This window comes from Candidatus Poribacteria bacterium (genome assembly GCA_021295755.1).
Classification (GTDB): domain Bacteria; phylum Poribacteria; class WGA-4E; order WGA-4E; family PCPOR2b; genus PCPOR2b.
On sequence record JAGWBT010000082.1, the window covers coordinates 643 to 20,783 of the forward strand.

Genomic DNA, 20,141 nt, shown 5'->3' on the forward strand with positions numbered 1-20,141 from the left:
GCAGTCGTGTTGACCGCACAATTAGAAAGTGGATTCCCTAACAAGAATCCAAATGCTTTAGCTTTTGGAGTACGTCAATGAAGGCAAAATATCAACACACCCTAGCAACTCAGGTTAGCCTATTTCGTCGTATACCCACCATCGACGGTCATCACAGAACCTGTGACATACGACGACTCATCGCTTGCTAGGAATAGGGCGGCATAGGCGACCTCTATCGGTTCCGCAAAACGCCCAAAAAGGTTCGCTTTGCGATACGGTGCGAGGTGTTCTTCCGGGATGTTTGCTGCCATGGGTGTGTTCATAGATCCGGGACAGATTGCGTTGATTCGGATACCCTCTTGGGCGTGGTCGCACGCCATGGATCTGACCAGTCCGATGACGCCGTGCTTGGAGGCGTTGTAGGACGCTTGGTTCGGCTGTCCGACGAGGCCTGAAATGGATGAGATACAGATAATGCTCCCACCACCCTGACGACGCATCTGCGGAATAGCGGCTTTTGAGCAGAGAAAGGTGCCTTTGAGGTTCACACCCAAAACGTAGTCCCACTCCTCCTCGGTGGTGTCGGGGACATTCTTTTCAACCTGTACCCCCGCATTATTGACCAAGACATCAACGCTACCATAGGAATCAACGGCTGCACTAATCATGCGTTCAGCATCATCCCCCTTGGAGACATCCGCTCGAACAAAAATCGCGTCGCCTCCTTCCTTGCGGATAGCGTCCACCGTTTCCTCTCCAGCCTCTGTATTGATATCGGGAACGACAATTTTGGCACCCTCGCGGCTGAATAGCAATGCCATCGCTTGACCTAATCCCATACCTGAGCCCGTAATAACGGCAACCTTGTCCTTCAGTCGTGACATTAGTTTTTACCTCCTTTCTGTTGAATCATGATTTGATTTAAAAGTTTGAGAATGCCAAAGTTTGGTCGGTAAACACCTTTGCATCGGTTGTTGAGACATCTTCAACGATTGGCTTGAAGCCCATCCCATCTATCACATCCCGTTGGATGTCAATCCCCGGCGCGACCTCCTTTAACTCGACACCGCGGTTCGTCAGTTGGAAGGTGGCGCGTTCGGTGACGTACAGAACTTCCTGCCCCGTTTCGCGGGCGTATCTGCCGCTGAAGGTGATCTGTTCCACCTGCTCGACGAACTTGGGCACTACGCCTTCCTTAACGACCTTGACCCTGCCATCTTGGATTTCGACCTCTGACTTCACGGCGAGGGTGCCGCAGAAGACAACCTTCTTCGCATTCTGGGAGATGTCGATGAAACCGCCGCAGCCGGGGATGCGGCTGCCAAATTTGCTGACGTTCACGTTGCCGTATCCATCCACTTGGGCGTGCGAGAGGAATGCAATGTCAATGCCCCCGCCCTGATATGAGTCGAACTGGTAGGGTTGATCTAAGATCGCCATCGGATAGTACATCGCGCCAGAATCGAGTCCACCCGCAGGAATGCCGCCCAAGCTGCCCTGTTCGATGCTGAGGGTGATCTGATCTTCGATCCCGCTTTCTTCGGCGATCATCCCGACACCAAAGGGCATACCAAATCCGAGATTTACCACGACACTCGGACGTAGTTCCAACGCCGCTCGTTTAACGATGACTTTGCGCTCATCGAGCGAGAGCCTTCCCATACTTAGGTCGCCTTCGCGAGCCTCCCCACACAGTGCTGGATCAAAGTCGATCTGGTAGGTCTGTTTTTGGTCTGGGGCAAGTACGAGCGCATCGACAAGGGTGCCGGGGATCTTGACCATACGGGGATCGATGCCACGTTTTTCAACCATGCGCTTAACCTGTGCAATGACTTTTCCTCCGGAATTCCGCGCCGCTTGCGCATCCGAAAGCATTTCAAAGTAAGCTGCCTCATCTTCCATTGAGATATTGCCATCGGGATCTGCGGTTGTGCCGCGGATGAAGGCGACGTTGACGGGGAAGCTGTGGTACATTAGGTACTCCTTGCCTCGCAGCGTGACGACTTCGACCAAATCTTCCGTCGCCCGTTCGTTGAGTTTGCCACCTTCGATTCGGGGATCTGCGAATGTGTGCAAACCGACATGGGTAATGTAGCCCGGCGCACCGGCGGCGATGCTCCGCATCAGGCATGACAACGCACCCTGCGGGAGGTTGTACGCCTCGGTTTTGTTTTCGATCGCGAGCTTTGCCATCGGTGGCGACATCCCCCAATGCCCACCGATGTCTCTTTTAATCAGGCGCGGGTCGGCGAGGTGTCCCAAGCCGAGTGCGCCTTGATCGCCCATCCCGCTGATGTGAACAACGGTCAGGTCGCGCGGCTGAAGCGTTGCTCGGAATCGTTTCCCTAACGCCTCAATGAGTTTTTCAGGGATGGCGTGTCCGGCACCGCTGCCCCCGATAACGAGGGTATCCCCACTTTGTACCATCTGCACAGCTTCTTCTGCGGTGATAATCGGTTTTATCATTTATTGACTCCTGCGAATCAGGATTGATCACGGTTAAAGACCAAGATTCTCCAACTATAGTGAATTCTAAAAATAAATAGACACTTTCGCTCCCGGTGTTTGGTAGGTGCTGTTTCCAACTGCGCCTACCAAACGGGAGACCGGTAGATGCGGCATCCTAACCGCACCAGTTTGGAGTGTCTCATTAGACTTATCAGACCGGTTTTAAGCTTCAGCACAGTGTATGACCGCAACCTCCCAAGGTTCGATGGTGATATGGAATGCACCATCTGTAATCGGCACGTCACGATGAGCCAACAGGTCGTGAGCGTGGCTTGTTTTCCATGTGGGACGTAAGGTGACATGTGCCTGCTGCGATTCGAGGTTGAAGGCGAACAGCAGCCATCCGCCACGGCGTGATTTTCGCACAATCGGCACCACACGATCTCCTTCGACGGATACCGCGGGGTGTACTCCAAATTCATCCGCCAGTCCGAGAACTAGGTCGGGCTGGCCCACATCGCCGAATCCTGCCGATAGCGTGAAGCCGAACCACGTGAAACGTCGATCCGCTGTCTGCACGGCTACGGTGTCATCGCCCAAAGATGCGATGGAGCGGGTATTGTTGCGTGGTTCTAGGATAGCATATCCGCACGGCGTCTGAATAGTTGCTTGTCCGTAAGGGGTTTCCACGATGTTCCGTCCACATTCGATGTCGTACGGCGTCACCGCTGAGAAGTCCGCTACCCGCACACCGAACCGATCGGCAAATCCTTCCGGCGGACGGTAGCTCGACTGTCCATCGGCGGAATACATGCCGAAACTCCCCTCTGCCACGAAATGCGTTTCAGAGCTTTCTTGTAGCGTCTGTTCAATTCGTTCCTGTGTTTCTGCATCCATCAATGCGACATTCGGCAGAAACAGGAGCCGGTATCCCGACCAGTCCATCCGGGGTGTGATTACCTCGGCAGAGATGCCGTGCGTCCAGAGCGTCCGGTACACACCACGCAGATCCGCTAAGAAGTGGTCGGATTCATCGTTATAGCTGAAAAGTTCCTGCGATTCGGGGTGGTACACGATGGCTACGTCGGCGCGTGGGCATTCCAGAGGTAGGTGTTCGGTGAGTCCCTCAATCTGTGCTATTGCACGCGCCACCGCATCGAAACGGGGGGTTGGCTCGCCATCTAGAGCAACTAAGTTATAGCCGGGAGACTCGAAGCTGAGATACTCGGGTCGATATTGCCAAAACATCGTTCCTGCAGCACCGCCTGCTAAGGTCATCCAGAGGAGTGTAGTCAGTTCTCGTGGATCGGATTGTTTTTTCCATGTCACTCCACCCCTCGACATACCTGCGTAGATTTCTTCATTCCACCAACGTCCGTTGCGCCCGGCACTCCGTGACCAGTCGAAGCTGAACGCTCGATCTGCAATTTGATAAGGGCCATCCGATGTGAGCAGATTGTTAGATGACATCGACATCCCCCAGCTGTCCACAATCCGCGCACACCGCTCATCCCAAGGTCGTGGCGACCAGCCGCCGTGTGATCTCACCTCATGATGGGGGTCAATCTCCTCGACTTCGTCTACCATCCATTGCAGATGATTTGCTAGGTTCTCGTAGTGAAATTCACGATAGAGCAGCATTTCGACGACGTTCTGATCAGATCGAGGCGGTTCCACATCTTCCCAGCGGCGATAACGGCGTGAGAAACGGGTATTGAGGGTGTCTAGCGTAAATCGCTCGCGTAGCCACTTTTTGTACTTCGCAATTGTGTTTTCACAGTAACACGGGTAGCCATCGCCATCTCGGTGCCAGACCGATGCCAGATTCACTCCATCCCAGAGTCCCCAGATTAACAAGTTGGGTCGGTCTTTATAGCGGTGCACTACGTGGCGCAACAGTCCGCCGCCGTATTCGCGCCAAGCGGGATGGTCGTAGCAGTGGATCATCGCGCCTTGTGGATAAGCGGGTCCCGCGTCGGTTTCTGCACGTTGACCACGGTGGTTGACGACCCGCATATCGGGATGCTCACGGGTCAGCCACTCCGGGCATGCGCCATGTGTTCCCAGCACGATATCGAGCCAGACGGACAATCCATGTTTTTCTGCCAAGTCGAACATATAGTCGAAGTCAGCCAATTCGTAGATGCCGGGACGCGGTTCCATCCAGTTCCAATAGGTAAAACTGCGCACCACCCGGAAACCCGCCGCACTCAATCGAGCAAAGTCTTCATCCCAGCAATCGAGTTTAGGTGTAGGGGCACGGTAGTACTCTACCCCGACGGGAAATGGGGTCTTCGGATGTTCAAAACGTTTTGTCGTGGGCATTTGGTATCTCCTGTATATATTTTAGTACATTAGTTCATTGAGTGAGGCGTTTCGTCACTCCGATAGGCGATAGGTGCTAACTTGGGTTATTTGACTGGTTATTTGTGCTGTTGACGGAGATTGGGTTCTCTGCTATACTGACTTAGACCAACGGTTGAGAACCTGCGCCATCCATCGTTGCATCGGCATATTCGGACGGATGGATCCGGCGTTACTTTTGTAGGGGCAGGTCTTGTACCTGCCCAAAGCGGGCAACCACAAGGATTGCCCCTACTGTTTAGGAGGAAGACATTATGAAACTTATCCTCGTCGGCTGTGAATACGCCGGTAAGACAACGTTAGCCAATGAGATTGTGAAATGGATAGATGATACACTGGGTGGTGCTCGCGGCTTCCATGACCATTTTACCATCCCTTCTAATGAATTAACAGAAGAAGATCAAGATCAATTTGCGGCGCTGAGTCCACGGCTCAAGGAGATGTTTCAGCGTTATATCATTGAGTACCATCTGCAGCCCGCATTTTACAACGATCCGGATCACAACATGACTGGCTTTCATATCGAGGAAGCGGTCTATGCGCCGTTGTATTACGGCTACGGTGGCAAAGGTGAATATGCCGAGCGCACAACAATGGCACGCGCGGTAGAGAAAACGATTATGGAGGAAGCACCTGACACGGTGCTTATCCTGCTGAAAGCGTCAGCCGAAGCTATCGCACAACGGATGCGAGAGAATCCACAGCCGCTCGGCGTCTTACAGGAGAAAGACATTGAATATGTTCTGCAACGGTTTGAGGAAGAGTACGCAGCCTCGCTGATCCGCAGAAAATTTATTCTTGATACCACGGCTGCCACAGTAGAAGAAACGCTTGCCGAATTTGCAGAGCAGATTGAGCATTACCTGACGGATACGGACCGCCTGCGGATGTTGGCACATCAGGCTTTACAGGCGAAATGAGTGCGAAAGGAAAAGCTATGAAACGTCTGGCTTATACAATCGTTGCGGCGATTGCTACTTTCTTGTGCATAACTGCTTGGGCGCAGATGGATTTCGCAAGGATCGAGATTAAAACGACTCACGTTGCCGGCAACATCTATATGCTGGAAGGGGCTGGCGGGAATATCGGTGCGTCGGTGGGACCGGACGGGATTTTGTTGGTCGATGATCAGTTCGCGCCGTTGGCGGAAAAGATTCGGAATGCACTCAAAGAGTTAGGTGAGAAACCATTAAAGTTTCTGATCAACACCCATTTTCACGGTGATCATACCGGTGGTAACAGCATCTTCGGAACTGAGGCGCACATCATCTCTCACACCAATGTCCGGAAACGGTTACAGATGGAATCTTCTTCCGAAGAAGCCTTGCCGGTGGTTACATTCGACAATTCGCTGTCTATCCACTTCAACGGCGAAGAGATTCGTGTCATCCACTTTCCGAATAGTCATACGGATGGGGACAGCGTCATTTTCTTTACTGGATCAAACGTTGTGCATATGGGGGATCTCTTTTTCTCCGGGCGATTTCCCTACGTTGATTTGAATAACGGTGGTGATGTGGAGGGATTAATAAAGCATATTGAGAAACTCTTAACCGAACTCCCGCCCGATGTAAAGCTGATTCCGGGACACGGTCCACTTTCGGAGGTTGACGATCTCAGGACTTATCACCGGACGCTTGTGGCGACAACGGAGGTGATTCGGGATCAGATAGAAGGGGGAAAAAGTTTGGAAGAAATTAAAGCGGCGGGACTTCCCAAAAAGTGGCGTTCTTGGGGAGCCGGTTTCATTTCGACGGGTCGATGGATTGAAATCGTCCACCGGAGTCTGGCGAAAGCAGGTGACCTTTAATGTAAAACCACAGATTCCATAGAATCTCGCGGGTGATTCCCCATCGGCGTAGTTCTATGAAATCTGCGGTTCTTTGTAGTTCTACAGGTTGTAGCCTCGTTCGTTGTGTAGCGCGAGGTCTAATCCTTCTTGTTCATCGTTGTATTTGACGCGTAAACCAACCGCCTTATCAACAGCCTTGAGAATAATAAAGGAAACAATCCCGCTCCAAAGTATGGTCACAATGAGACTGACAAACTGACTCCAAAGTTGTAAACCGATACTCTTGTCCATTCCCATTCCACCTAATCCTTCTGCGGCGAATATGCCGGTCAACAAGCATCCAACGATACCACCGATGCCGTGTACGCCAAAGGCATCGAGCGAATCGTCGTATCCGAGCTTATGCTTGAGGCTGGTCGCCCCCCAGAAACAGATTACGCCTGAAACGAATCCGATAACCAATGCGCCCATCGGTCCAACGCTGCCGGATGCAGGGGTAATTGCCACAAGCCCTGCGACAGCACCGGTGACGATACCTAGCACGCTTGGCTTTTTGTACTTTATCCACTCAATAAACATCCAAGCCAATGCGGCGGTGCCTGTAGAAATTTGTGTGACTAGCATCGCCATCCCTGCCGTGCCGTCGGCTGCCAAAGCACTACCGGCATTGAAACCGAACCAGCCGACCCAGAGCATGGAGGCACCGATGACTGTCAGGGTCAAGTTGTGGGGTGGCATGGGGGTCTCAGGATAGCCGTAGCGTTTGCCAATCATTAGTGCAGCAACAAGCGCTGCAACACCCGCGTTGACGTGTACCACAGTTCCACCAGCAAAATCGAGTGCGCCCAAAATATCTCCAAAGTATGAGCCATCTCCAGCCCACGCCATGTGGCAGATTGGCGCGTACACAATTATAGACCAGATCCCCATGAACCAGAGCATAGCGGAGAATTTCATTCGTTCCGCAAAGGCACCCGCAATCAGGGCGGGTGTGATGATGGCAAAGGTCATCTGGAAGCAGATAAACACTGTTTCCGGGATAGTGCCTGATAAGCTATCCGCATTCACACCCCGAAGGAACGCCTTACTGAGCCCGCCGACAAATGAGTGGCCATTGGTTACTTTCATAGACATGCCGGTTGTATCAAAGGCAATACTGTAACCAATCACGATCCATATAACGGTAATCAGTCCCGTCAGCGTAAAACACTGCATCAATAGCGATAGAACATTTTTTGCACGCACCAGTCCGCCATAGAACAGGGCAAGACCGGGAATGGTCATGAACAGAACCAGCGCTGTTGCTGTGAGCAGCCAGGCGGTGTCACCTGAATCCAGAGCATCTTCGGCGAGAGCAAGTTTTGGGAGCGCTAAGAACATCAGTACGAACAGCAGTCCCAGAACACTTCTGGGCTTACCGTGTCTTAAAAGCCTTATAGGTTTTATTGCATGTTTCTGAAACCTAAACACACTGTGTGGTTGTTGGTGCATTTTGACCTCCATTTAGGTTTAGACGATCGTTACCTGCCCCGATAAGATCCCCGATGAATCGTCCGATAAATCCCTGACGGATCCCCGATAAATCGGGACAGGCGGGACAGACGAGACCAGGGGGACAGGCGGAACGGCACGGGATTTCACTACGTTCAACTTGAAAATTGTTTCAAGCTCCTTATCAGGCAGTATAACACTATCGGATTCAAAAGTAAACAGAATTTTTTCGATTTTGTGTGATTTGAGGGTAGGCTCTTTTTCTATGGAACGGGTAGGGCACCCACCGAAACGCAAAAATCTATCCTCTCAACGCAAGGTAGCCCGATCCCTTCATCCCAACTTGTCCTAACTGGAGATGTAGATTCATAAGGGTGACATCTATTCCTACGCCATGTGTGCTCTGCCCATTCTCTGGATAGTAGAAACTGAATAGATGTCCCGGCATCATCAGAAATTCGACCACTTCGTCGATGCGCGCTGGATGGAGTTGGTAGGTAGAGATCAGGATTTGCTCGTCAAGTGTTTCCAAAAATTTACGATATGTGTTGAATCCTTGAGGGTTTCGTTTGACAGACCGCTTATCAATGCGTTCCATAGCGCATAGGCGTTTGGCGACAAGCTGTAGGAAAGCCGCCTCACCGCCGGAGGTGAGGGACACATGCACATCCGCATATTGGGTGGTTAGCGTATGACGCGAATCAACAACAATAATCCGCGTACTCCGCTCTTCTGACCGACGCCGCTGGATCATGTGAAAAAGGATAGGATGATTCTCCGCCATGTCTACACCAATGATGAGCAAGATGTTTGCATGTTGGATATCTTCGGAGGCGGTCATGGGTTCATCTTTTCCAAAGGGTTGAATGTGATCCCGGATTGACCTTGACCGCTCAATTTTTACGGCGCATGCTTTGTAGGAGGGCTGCCGGGAGTAGGGGTCAAATTGGGATAAGGTCAGCTTATTGGTCTCCTCATAGTGCATTGGGATAAAGATCTGTCCCCGCTGAACTTGATAAGTGATATGCGCGCGTGCCTGAATCTGCCCCCTCCGAGAAATAAGACTGATCAATTCATTGGGACCAATCCCTAGTTTTCGTGCGTCATCCCCGTTGATTTCGACATAAACCTCCTCCGGGTAGAGTTTGCGCAGAACAGAAGATTTGCATGTCCGTGTCTGCGTATGCCATTGGGCTGTGGTGCCCCGACCGGTGAGCAACCAAAATGGATATTCGGTATCGGGTGTCTCAAGAGACTGACGTGGCTCTTCAAAAAGGAATTTCGCTTTGCCGTCAGGATGGTAGAAACGACCATCGGAAAACAATCGGCGTTCATTTCCGCTTAACGATGTTCCTTCCTTAAAGGGCCATTGAATACCACCCAAATTATCCAACATTTGATAGTCTCTGATACCGGTGATGTCACACGGTTGACCTTTGGACACCTTTTTGAGGATACCGAAGACATCCTCCGGCGTTTCCCAATCTTTGAATAGTTCGGCGCATCCCCAATGATGAGCGATTAACTTAAAGATGTTAAAATCGGAGAGCGCGACGCCGGGGGCTTGAGTAACTCTTTTGATTAAGCCGATGCGGCGTTCCGAGTTGATGAAAGTCCCCTCTTTTTCTCCCCACGCCGCGGCGGGCAAAACTAGATCCGCCCTTTGAGCCGATTCTGTCGTGTGATACATGTCCTGAACGACGAGAAAATCGAGCTGCTTGATGATTTTGTTAAAACGTCCCTGATTAATCCAAGAGTGGGAGGAATTGGTGGCAATAATCCATAGTCCCTTAATCTTGCCACTAGTAATACCATCGACAATCTGGTCGTAAGCCCAACTATTTTCCTGTGGAATTTGGGATACATTGATACCGAGAATATCGGCGATTTTTTGGCGGTGCTGTGGATTGGTAAAGTCATGACCGCCGAGGAGATTGGTCGTGTTGCTGAAAAGCCTTGATCCCATCGCGTTGCATTGGCCCGTGATCGAGTTTGCGCCGGTACCGGGTCGTCCGATGTTGCCGGTCATCAGGGCGAGATTGATAATCGACTGAGCGACACGAACACCTTCGTAACTCTGGTTTATGCCCATCGTCCACCAGAAGGAGACGCGCTCTCCTTGGGCAATCATGTCCGCTAAACGATAGAGATGAGAGACCTCGATCCCCGTCTTTGAACTGACGAACTCCGGTGTATAGGTTTTGATGTGCTCGGTAAAGTCATTGAAAGCGGTAGTGTGTGTCTCAATATATGCTGTGTCGATGTTGCCACCTTCGACGAGAATATGAGCGAGCCCGTAGAAAAGATAGATGTCTGACTTCGGGCGGATTGCGTAGTGCCGGGTCGCAGCCATCGCCGTTTCTGTGGCGCGTGGGTCAATCACAACGATCTCTGGGTTGTTTCTGTTCATCATGACACGTTCCCACATGATCGGATGCGCCACACAGAGGTTTGAACCGATAAGAACAATTACGTCGGATTCTTCAAAATCCTTGTAGGTATACGGCGGTGCGTCAAAGCCGAAGGATTGTTTGTACGAAACAACAGAAGTTGCCATACATTGCCGCGTGTTGCCATCCCCGTGTAGGATACCCATGCCGAATTTGGCTAGCGCGCCTAGGTAAGCCATTTCCTCCATCGGAATCTGACCGGTACTCAAAAAAGCGACGGAAGCGCTCCCGTATTTCTCTTGGATGGTTTTGAAACGTTCTGTAAAGGTGGATAGCGCGGTGTGCCAATCCACAGGTTCCAGTGTATCGTGCGGGTTTCGTAATAGTGGCGTCGTTGCTCGATCTGAGGATTTCAGCGGGGTCAGTGCTTCCCAGCCCTTTGGACATGCCATGCCTAGGTTCACCGGATATTCTGTGGTGGGAGTGATATTGACCGCCTGACCATCTTTCAGATGGATATCCAAACAGCATCCGGTCGAACAAAAGCCACAAATTGCTCGCGTTGTGGCATCCGGTTTCAGTTGTTGAGGGACTTTGCCAAGACCGTATTTTCCAGACTCTAAGCGCCGGTCACGAGTCAACTTTCCGTCCAATTGATGAAAAATCGAACTGATTTTTTCTTTGAGTGCCTGTGGTTGTTTATTTTTCATACTTAAAAATCCCCCGGCATCTTAAGGCTGACAGCGGTGGTAAAGAAAAGATATCGTTCGCAAAACTCTCCGATGAGTGTCAACGAGAAGGTCACAATGCTTAACCCGATGAGCAGAACCGTATCGGATGAATTGGGGTCTATGTTCTGCGAGGCATAATAGACAAGCAGGGGTAGAAGTAAGCCTCCTAACCCGCCGGTGAGAAAGCGAAGCAGCGTCACCCGATTAAGTTTTCCGACCATTAACAGCGCAGCACGCTTAAATATGGAGTAGGAATGGTCTGTCAGATAGCGGAAAATTGACGCTTCCCAAAGCATTTTCAGTGCGGATATGGCTGTTAATCCGAGGCATAGCGGACCGATGGAAAACAGAATTATTTCCTTTCGTCCAACTGAATTGATGAACAGAACGCTTGTGGTTGAAGTGATCAGTGTGGTTGAGAGTCCGAGGATAGCGACTGTTGTGAAAAACTTGAATCCACTTATAAATTCTCGCCATAATTCCTTTTGGCAGTCGGCATAAACCAAAACGGAAAACACGACCCCCAACATCCCACTCATTATCACCCCAAGACCGAGCATGAAATGGATATCTTCCATTCTACCGATCCAGAACGAGGCGGCATAAAGCACGGCGAGCATGGCGAAAAGGCCAAAGACGAGGACTTCCCGGCTCAACCACGATTTTTTCAAACCGACAACGACGCGAAAGGCATAGAGCGGTCGTCCCAAATGAAATACGCTCGCTCCAAGTGCCAACAGTCCGGAACATAGCGCGACGACGGAACGTATCGGGTTCAGATAAGGGGCTACGGGGTTATTTAGAAATGTATTCAGCAACATATCCACACAGAACGCCCCGACGGATAACTGGGTGAGCACTAGCATAATGATGAGCGGTGGATGGGAGTGTTGGGGGTTGAGATGATGGTAGTCGCTCGGTAACATGTTTCTGGGGGCGACTTGACTCGACTTATAGGTCGTTGTGGGCAGCGTATAGTCAGAAGGTGGTGCTCCCGGAACCAGTGCTGTCGCTTGACTTTCTTCGAGGATTTTTTCTTTATCCACTACTTTAATGGCGAGGGCTTGGGTTGGGCATGCCTGTACGCACGCCGGGGCTTCGCCTTCGCTCAGCCGGTCGGCACACATATCGCATTTTCGGACAATTCCGTGTACCTTGTCGTACTGGGGAACTTCGTAGGGACATTTTAGCGTACAATAGACGCACCCGATACACTGATCGTCAAGATGTTTAACTATGCCTGTGATCTCATCTTTTTCATAGGCGTTGACGGGGCAACCGTGCATGCACGCGGGCTCCGCACAATGATGGCAGGCGGTGGTTACGTGTTGCTGAATCGGTTTTTCTTCGGTGCCACCAAGAAGTAATCCTACGGAACGCCACGTTTCGTTTTCGTCCAAACCGTTGAGACTGTGACATGCTGTTACGCAAGCCTTGCAGCCGCTACACCGATCCAGATCTACTTCAAAGGCGTACTGCTGACCTTGTTTTGGTTGAGACAGTGGCACTAAATCTTGATAGTATTTTTGCTGGAGAGGGAGTTGGTGATTTTCGTGCTGCTGGGCATATTTTTCGATCGCAGTAATTTCCCGCTGTTCCGCCAATGCACTAACTACGAGTTGTTGTAGTTCAAACTCGATTATTTTTTTCGGAGCTTCCATTTGACGTCTCCTATGAACTCAGATGGGTATTATACTGCGGCTTCTTCTTTTAGCCTTGCTTTATCGGCAAGTGCAGCTTCAAATGCCTTTTTCTCAGCTTCTTGAACTGCCGGCGAGAATCGGACTAACACGCTGCAGAATGCTGCAACCGTAACCATAAACCCAAGGTATAGCAGTCCCTGTTGTGTTGTGATACTCTCAGCACGGAAAAGGAAACCTGCTGCGACTGCTCCTGCGTTTCCACCTGCACCAACGAGTCCGGCGACTGCGCCGAGAGCCTTTTTGTTGATGAAAGGCACAATACCGTAGGTCGCGCCTTCGGACATCTGCACGAAGAGGCTGAAGACAATCATTGTGACAACAGCGACAGCCAAAACTCCCATCTGGGAGAAGAGTATAAGTGCGAGTCCCTCGCCGAGGAGGGCGATAAATAGGAATAGGACGCGCCCTCTCAACCCCATCTTTTTTGCGAACAGATCGGAAAACATACCGCCCATGGTACGGGCGAGGATGTTCATCAAGCCAAACAGCCCGGCAATCAGTCCTGCTGTCTTTACATCTAGACCGAATCGGTCGTGATAGTAAAGCGCAGCGATATTGTTAATCGTCAACTCAACGCCGAAGCAGACAGCATAGATGGCAAACAACGCCCAGACGCGGTAGTCTTTAACTGCGAGCATGAATGACTCTATGCCTTTGCTTTGGATCGCAGGGAGTTCGCCCCGGGTGCGTAGCTCTTTGTAATCTCCATCTGGCGCATCGCGTGTGACGAAATAGTAAGCGATGCCGGTGAGAAACAGTGCTGCACCGGGCACAATCATTGCCAAACGCCAACCGAGAAATTTATCGATACCCAAAGTAAGCAGCGTGGTAAAAATCAGTGGCATTACCATCTGCGTCACACCACCGCCTAAATTCCCCCAACCGGCTGTTGTTGCATTCGCTGTACCGATGACGTTGGGGGCGAACATCACAGAGGTATGATATTGCGTGATGACAAACGACGCCCCAATCGCACCAATAGCTAATCTGAAAAGCAGGAAAGTTTCGTAACTCTTGGCAAGCCCAATCCCCATCACAGGAAGTGAGCCGATAAGCAACAGCCATGTATACGCCCGCCTCGAACCGATCCGGTCGCAGAGAGGGCCGATAACAATCCGCACGAGCACTGTAATCGCCACTGAAGCGATGATGGTGTTACCGATTTGGGCTTTGGTCAGCATCAGGTCTTCTCGGACGATTGCCATTAGGGGGGCAATACCGAACCAACCGAAAAAAGCTAGGAAAAACGCACCCCATGTCATGTGAAAAGCACGCATCTGTACCGTTTTCAAACTGAATAGATTAATTCGTGTTGCCTTGTTTTTGACTTCCATTAGGTATATCCCTCCAAATAAGAATTATCTCTCCAAAGCGGTGTTAGGAATTCAATATATCGGATTCAGAGATATTCACACCTACCCGCTCGCCGATATAATCCAACTGTCCATCAGGACGTTCCACCCGTAAGTAAGGCGTGATTGGGTCTTTCGCGGCCCCTTTCTCAGGACCTCTGGGCAACGCGCCGATGTTGCAGAAGTTTTCGGTTGACAAAGTCGCATCAAGTTCATCTTGGGGTGGAAGTTTAAGGTAGACATCGTTGTCTTTAACTTTCACCGGAAAGGTAAGCACTTCGTAATCCTCGCCGCTCAGACATGCTCCCGATTCGAGGCAGAAGGTTTTTTTGTGCAGTGGACAGGCGATTTTCGGTGTGCCCTGCGCATCACCAATGATGCCGCGGGAGAGAACGAACGCCTTCTTGTGTGGACACATATTTTGCGTCGCGTACCACTCACCACGGGAGGAGAAATTGAACACGGCAATCTGTGTTTTTCCATATTTGATTGCTGCGCCGCCGTCGTGGGGAAAGTCAGAAACGCTCCCGACTTTGATCCACTGTTTATCTGGGGATTCGCGCAAGGCTTTCAACTTTGCGCTTGATGGTAAGGTTACATCTTCGATTGGAATGAGGTCCTTTTCCCAATACTTTGGGCGTTGCTGTCCGCGTTCCGAAACAAGCTCAATGCCGGTTTCGGTCTCATCGGTATTGATGAATTGTCGGAACTTTTCCCGAATTTCCGGATTCATGACCACCTCTCTCCACTCACATTTGTAAGTGTCAACGAGATGCTCCATCCGTCTCTCCAATTCATCGCAGATACCAAGTTTGTCGTGGACAATTACATCGCGAAGGTAGTCAATGCCTCCCTCCATCTTTTCGAGCCAGACAGAGGTTCGCGTGAGTTTGTCAGCGGTCATGATGTAGAACATGATAAAGCGATCGAGGTACTGAATGGCTGTCTCCTCGTTAATGTCGCTTGCGAGTAGGTTTCCACAGACATAGAGATTATAGCCCTGTTCGGTCGCAATTAATCCAAAGTCCTTGCCCTGTGCTTCGGCACATTCTCGGATACAACCGGAAACAGCGGCTTTCATTTTGTGTGGCGAGCGGATACCGCGATAGCGTTCTTCGACCTGAATGGCGAACTTCACCGAGTCTTGGACAGCGTAGCGACACCATGTTGTGCCGACACAACTCTTGACGGTCCGTAACGCCTTTCCGTAGGCGTGACCGCTCTCGAAACCTGCGTTGACAAGTTCCTCCCAAATGTCCGGTAGTTGGTGTAACTGTGCGCCAAACATGTCGATGCGTTGTCCACCAGTAATTTTCGTATAAAGTTCATATTTCTTAGCGATTGAACCGAGTGCGATGAGTTTATCGGGCGTAATTTCACCGCCCGGGACGCGTGGAATGACGGAATAAAGACCACCACGCTGCATGTTCGCCAAGAAACGATCGTTGGTGTCCTGCAATGTTTGGTGTCTGTCAAGCATGATGTTCTCGTTCCACAGGCCCGCTAGCATTGATGTGACAGCAGGTTTGCAGATTTCACAGCCGTTGCCGTGTCCATACTCGGCGATAAGGGCATCGAAAGCTTTAATCTCCTTAACTTTGACAATATCGAATAATTCCTGACGGGTGTAGGGGAAGTGTTCGCACAGATCCGTATTGATTTCTAATCCCGCTGCTTCTAATTCCTGTTTGAGTAGGTCAGTCACGAGTGGGACACAGCCACCGCAGCCTGTGCCTGCCTTCGTGAAGGTTTTTACTTCCCCGACAGTTGTAAGCTCATTGTCACGAATCGCGCAGCAGATGTCGCCCTTGCTGACGCTGTTACACTGACAAACTTGTGCTGCGTCGGGCATCTCCGTGGCGGATACAACCACGCCGCCGCCGCTTGAACCGAGCACCAACGCCCCCGGTTCTGTGGTCAATTCGGTTTCGTTCTCTGAAAGCATCATGAGGCTACCGTAATCGGAAGCGTCACCGACCAAGATGCCGCCGACCAACTTTTTCCCATCTAGGGTAAAGAGCAGTTTTTTGTAGATGCCACCGAAGGGATCTTCGTAGGTGAGTGGTTTGGCGATGGAATCATCCGCGGTGTAATCCCCGAAACTTGCCACGTCAACGCCCATAAGTTTGAGTTTTGTCGACAGATCGGCACCGGCAAAGGTTCGGGTCCCATCGCCGGTCAACCGGGCAGCGAGAATTTCTGCCATTTCATAACCCGGTGCGACGAGACCGTAAATCATCCCGCCGTGTAAGGCGACCTCACCGATAGCGTAGATGTCTGGGGCGTCGGTCTGTAAATAATCATTGATGACGATGCCGCCCCGTTCGTGGACTTCGATCCCGCATTCACGCGCAAGTTCATCGCGAGGTCGAATGCCCGCAGAGACAATAACCATTCCAACGTCGATCACCTCACCGCTGTTGAATACCATGCCCTCAACCTTTCCGTTACCGATGATCTCTTTGGTCGCTGTGTCGACATGGACATGGACGCCGAGCTCCTCAATTTTTTTGATGAGGAGATTGGATCCAGTTTCATCCACCTGTCGAGGCATCAAGCCGGGCATGAATTCGACAACATGTGTTTTGAGACCAAGGTCGTAGGCTGCTTTTGCCGCTTCCAAGCCGAGCAATCCTCCACCAATAACGGCTGCCGCTTCGACTGTCTCAAGGGTTCGGTAGACGAATACACCGTCTTTATCGACACCCGGAATTGGTGGCACAAAGGGATAGGAGCCGGTTGCGAGTACAACGATGTCGTAGGGGATTTCCTTCCCGTTTTCTGATTGGACAACTCGCAGCTCGCTGTCGATGGCGGTTGCTTTATCACCCACATGGAGCGAAATGCCTTGATCTTCGTACCACTGGGTGCTCGTGAGCATGAGTTGTTCAGAGTCGCGGTTCGTGAAGAATTGGGTAAGACCGACGCGATCGTAAGCCGCACGAGGTTCTTCACAGAACGTTACAATCTGCAACTTTCGATCGACATCAAACTCGACTAATTTTTCACAGAACCGATGTCCGACCATACCGTTTCCGATAACAACAACTGTTTTCGAGTCGCTCGTTTCTCTGATAAAATTTGAATCTTTCATGTGTCCTTAGATCCTTTTCCAGAAAAGAAAAAGGCGTCCACTTGCGATTAACTTCGGTCACAAATGGACGCCTTTGTCCGTTATCCTGCCATCTTTGGCTTGGAATCTCGATTTTTTATTTTTACTTCATCTCGGCGGATTGGTTCGCCATTGAACGATACGCCTATCTGTTTGTCAATACTTCTGCGATTGAAAGTACATCTTGGGCGATTTCTGCCAAACGTTTCTTCCGATCCATTGCCATTTTCTGTAACGTTCGATACGCTTCCGCTTCCGTACAGTCTCGCTGTTCCATAATGATGCCCTTGGCGCGTTCAATAACCTTGCGTTCGGCGAGGCTCGTTTTTGTTTTTTCTAGTTCTTGCGCGAGCGCTTGGAACTCACGAAAACGGGCAATGGCAGCCTCAATGATTGGCTGAATGCGTTCGGGACTAAGGCCATTGACCACGTATGCTGAAACTCCTGCTTGAGTCGCTGCCCGAATGGTTTCTGAACGATTGTCCCGTGTAAACATGACAATTGGCACCGACTGTTGCTGGCTAATCGTTGCAACATCAGCTAGCATATCCTGTCCCGGTGCATCTGCGCCAATAAGAATAATATCGGGTTTTACTGTTTCCGCCTGTGGAAGCAGATCTCCAACCGATGAGGTATGGGCCGCTACGGTATACTCGCTTACTTCCAACGCTTGAACTAGCATATTCGCTCGTTCCGTATCGTCATCAAAAATTAGGATGCGTGATGGAGAAGCTGTGTTGCTCATTTTCGAACCTTCTATATTGTCCATTTGAAGCAACATTTCAGTTAAAAAAAGCGTCCATCTGTAGGAGCACGCCCCTATCAAATGGACGCCTTTGTCCACAAGGAGGAATTGATGAATTGTTGTATCTGTGCAAGCGTCTAGGTATAGCCTCTACCTGAACGCTTACCTATCTCCTAGTTAATGGAGGAGATTGTAAAGTCTGGATACGCGCTGGAACCGTGCTCGGCGTAATCCAATCCTTCCAACTCTTCTTCTTCACTAGCGCGCAATCCGACAATCGCTTTGATGCCGTAAAACAGGATAAAGCCTGCTACCATGCACCACGCGAAAACAGCAATGACGCCAATAAATTGGGCACCAAAGAACTTGAAAGCTGCGCCTTTATCCGCTGCGTAGAGAATCCCTTGTTCAGTATGGAACAAGCCAAGCAAGAGCGTTCCTAAAGCGCCGCAAACGCCGTGTACAGAAATCGCACCAACCGGGTCGTCGATCCTCAGGTTTTCAATTATCAGTACCGAGAATACGACCACAACACCTGCGATTGCGCCAATAATTACTGCTGCCGCTGGTGTAACAAAAGCACACGGTGCAGTAATAGCAACGAGTCCGGCAAGTGCGCCGTTGAGTGCCATACCAGCATCGGGCTTCTTGAGTTTGAACCAAGCGGTTATCATGGCTAAAATTGCGCCCGCTGCGGCAGCAAGGTTTGTCGTTACAGCGATTAATGCAATGGGTTTTGCATCAGCCGCCATCTGGCTACCCGGATTAAATCCGAACCAGCCAAGCCATAGGATAAACACACCGAGTGCCGCCAACGGCAGGTTGTGTCCGGGAATTGGGCGAGGTCTTCCATTTGCATCATACTTACCGGTGCGAGCACCGAGTACGATTGCACCTGCTAAAGCGAGCCAGCCGCCCGTTGAGTGGACGACCGTTGAGCCTGCGAAATCCAACATTCCCATACTTGACAGCCAACCGCCTCCCCAGATCCAGTGTCCGACGATTGGATAGATTAAACCGGTGATGAAAACGCTGTAAATCAGATAGCTTCTGAACTTTGTTCGTTCGGCCATCGCACCAGAGACGATTGTCGCTGCGGTGGCTGCGAAAACCAGTTGGAACAACCATGCAGCAAGCGTTGGGACGGAACTCCATTCTAGTGCGCTGAAGCCTTTTGTTTCTCCTGAGACGAACCATCCACTCAATCCGAGGAAGCCATTGCCATCGCCAAACATAATTGCGAATCCAATCGCCCAGTAAGCGATAGCCCCCATCGAGAAATCCATTAGGTTTTTCATCAGGATATTGACGGCGTTTTTCGCACGGGTAAATCCCGCTTCAACCATGGAGAAGCCTGCCTGCATAAAGAAAACCAGAAAGGCAGCAACCAATACCCAGATGGTATCAGCAATATATTTTGAGGTTTCGATCTTTTCACCTTCGACGAAGCCGTCTAAGGCGAAAGCGTTCATACCTAGACATAGCATCAAAATCAGAACAATTCCTGCAATTCTGTAATCATTCAGAAGGATTTTTTTCATTTTTGTCTCCTTAATTAGGTGGGCACCTTCGTCGGCTTATTGTAAATTATCCGTAAAGCGCAGGAAAGATTAACAAAAGATTGTATCTGATTAGATCATTTATCTTTCCGATGCCAAGGACCAAATCTTTATGTTAATGATCGTAGGCAAAAAAGATGCCAGTAGTTGATATAGGTATTTTTCGCAGAAAGAAAAACGGTTGAAAGACAGTAACAATGGGTTGATAGCTGGATCTTTCGAGATTATTGGCGGTAGATTGTTCATTGTAAAACGTAGATGTAATTTCCAGCAATCTGCTGAAAATTTAGGCAGCGAATCACCTAAATTTCAGGCAAGAGGGATGTGCTGGATGCCGATCTCTATCTGCTTGATTGCGGCTTTACATTGTGTGGGTGCTTTAGGTATAATTGAATAATGCAGTTGGTTCATTAGTTCATCGCGCTATGATGAACAAACGAGACGATTCTGTTTTCCAATTTTCACGTTTCAC

At 50.4% G+C, this 20,141-nt stretch carries 12 protein-coding genes; 2 read left to right on the forward strand and 10 right to left on the reverse strand.

Annotated features, from left to right (window positions below; translation table 11 throughout):
* Nucleotides 1–119: 119 nt before the first annotated feature.
* The 3 genes from J4G02_12925 to J4G02_12935 form a co-directional block, all read right to left on the reverse strand.
* The gene (locus J4G02_12925; GenBank protein MCE2395481.1) at nt 120–866 is read right to left on the reverse strand and encodes a glucose 1-dehydrogenase; all 747 of its coding nucleotides are present in this window, start codon (nt 864–866) and stop codon (nt 120–122) included.
* Nucleotides 867–903: 37 nt separating this feature from the next.
* The gene (locus J4G02_12930) at nt 904–2,445 is read right to left on the reverse strand and encodes an acyl CoA:acetate/3-ketoacid CoA transferase (protein ID MCE2395482.1); all 1,542 of its coding nucleotides are present in this window, start codon (nt 2,443–2,445) and stop codon (nt 904–906) included.
* 207 nt (nt 2,446–2,652) lie between these two features.
* Nucleotides 2,653–4,755: a beta-galactosidase gene (locus J4G02_12935; protein ID MCE2395483.1), complete on the reverse strand. Its 2,103-nt coding sequence runs from the start codon at nt 4,753–4,755 to the stop codon at nt 2,653–2,655.
* Nucleotides 4,756–5,048: 293 nt separating this feature from the next.
* Here J4G02_12935 and J4G02_12940 point away from each other — a divergent pair, with 293 nt between their 5' ends.
* Together J4G02_12940 and J4G02_12945 are read left to right on the forward strand one after the other, a co-directional pair.
* Nucleotides 5,049–5,714: a hypothetical protein gene (locus J4G02_12940; GenBank protein MCE2395484.1), complete on the forward strand. Its 666-nt coding sequence runs from the start codon at nt 5,049–5,051 to the stop codon at nt 5,712–5,714.
* A 17-nt stretch (nt 5,715–5,731) separates the two neighbouring features.
* Nucleotides 5,732–6,604, forward strand: a complete 873-nt coding sequence (locus J4G02_12945) for an MBL fold metallo-hydrolase (GenBank protein MCE2395485.1) — start codon at nt 5,732–5,734, stop codon at nt 6,602–6,604.
* Nucleotides 6,605–6,685: 81 nt separating this feature from the next.
* Here the strand turns inward: J4G02_12945 and J4G02_12950 are convergent, their stop codons facing one another.
* The 7 genes from J4G02_12950 to J4G02_12980 form a co-directional block, all read right to left on the reverse strand.
* Nucleotides 6,686–7,966 (reverse strand): ammonium transporter, encoded by a 1,281-nt coding sequence (locus J4G02_12950; protein ID MCE2395486.1) that lies wholly within the window; start codon nt 7,964–7,966, stop codon nt 6,686–6,688.
* A gap of 412 nt (nt 7,967–8,378) precedes the next feature.
* On the reverse strand, nt 8,379–11,177 hold the full coding sequence (locus tag J4G02_12955; GenBank protein MCE2395487.1) for a molybdopterin-dependent oxidoreductase: 2,799 nt from the start codon (nt 11,175–11,177) through the stop codon (nt 8,379–8,381).
* A 2-nt stretch (nt 11,178–11,179) separates the two neighbouring features.
* On the reverse strand, nt 11,180–12,859 hold the full coding sequence (locus J4G02_12960; GenBank protein MCE2395488.1) for a dimethyl sulfoxide reductase anchor subunit: 1,680 nt from the start codon (nt 12,857–12,859) through the stop codon (nt 11,180–11,182).
* Between the two features lie 29 nt (nt 12,860–12,888).
* Nucleotides 12,889–14,235 carry an MFS transporter gene (locus J4G02_12965; GenBank protein MCE2395489.1) on the reverse strand — a complete coding sequence of 449 codons (1,347 nt, stop codon included), beginning with the start codon at nt 14,233–14,235 and terminating at the stop codon, nt 12,889–12,891.
* Nucleotides 14,236–14,278: 43 nt separating this feature from the next.
* A complete protein-coding gene (gene nirB, locus J4G02_12970) occupies nt 14,279–17,347 on the reverse strand; it encodes a nitrite reductase large subunit NirB (protein MCE2395490.1) in 3,069 nt (1,022 codons plus the stop codon).
* 163 nt (nt 17,348–17,510) lie between these two features.
* Nucleotides 17,511–18,110 (reverse strand): ANTAR domain-containing protein, encoded by a 600-nt coding sequence (locus J4G02_12975; protein MCE2395491.1) that lies wholly within the window; start codon nt 18,108–18,110, stop codon nt 17,511–17,513.
* 173 nt (nt 18,111–18,283) lie between these two features.
* Nucleotides 18,284–19,651: an ammonium transporter gene (locus tag J4G02_12980; protein MCE2395492.1), complete on the reverse strand. Its 1,368-nt coding sequence runs from the start codon at nt 19,649–19,651 to the stop codon at nt 18,284–18,286.
* Between the last annotated feature and the right edge of the window lie 490 nt (nt 19,652–20,141).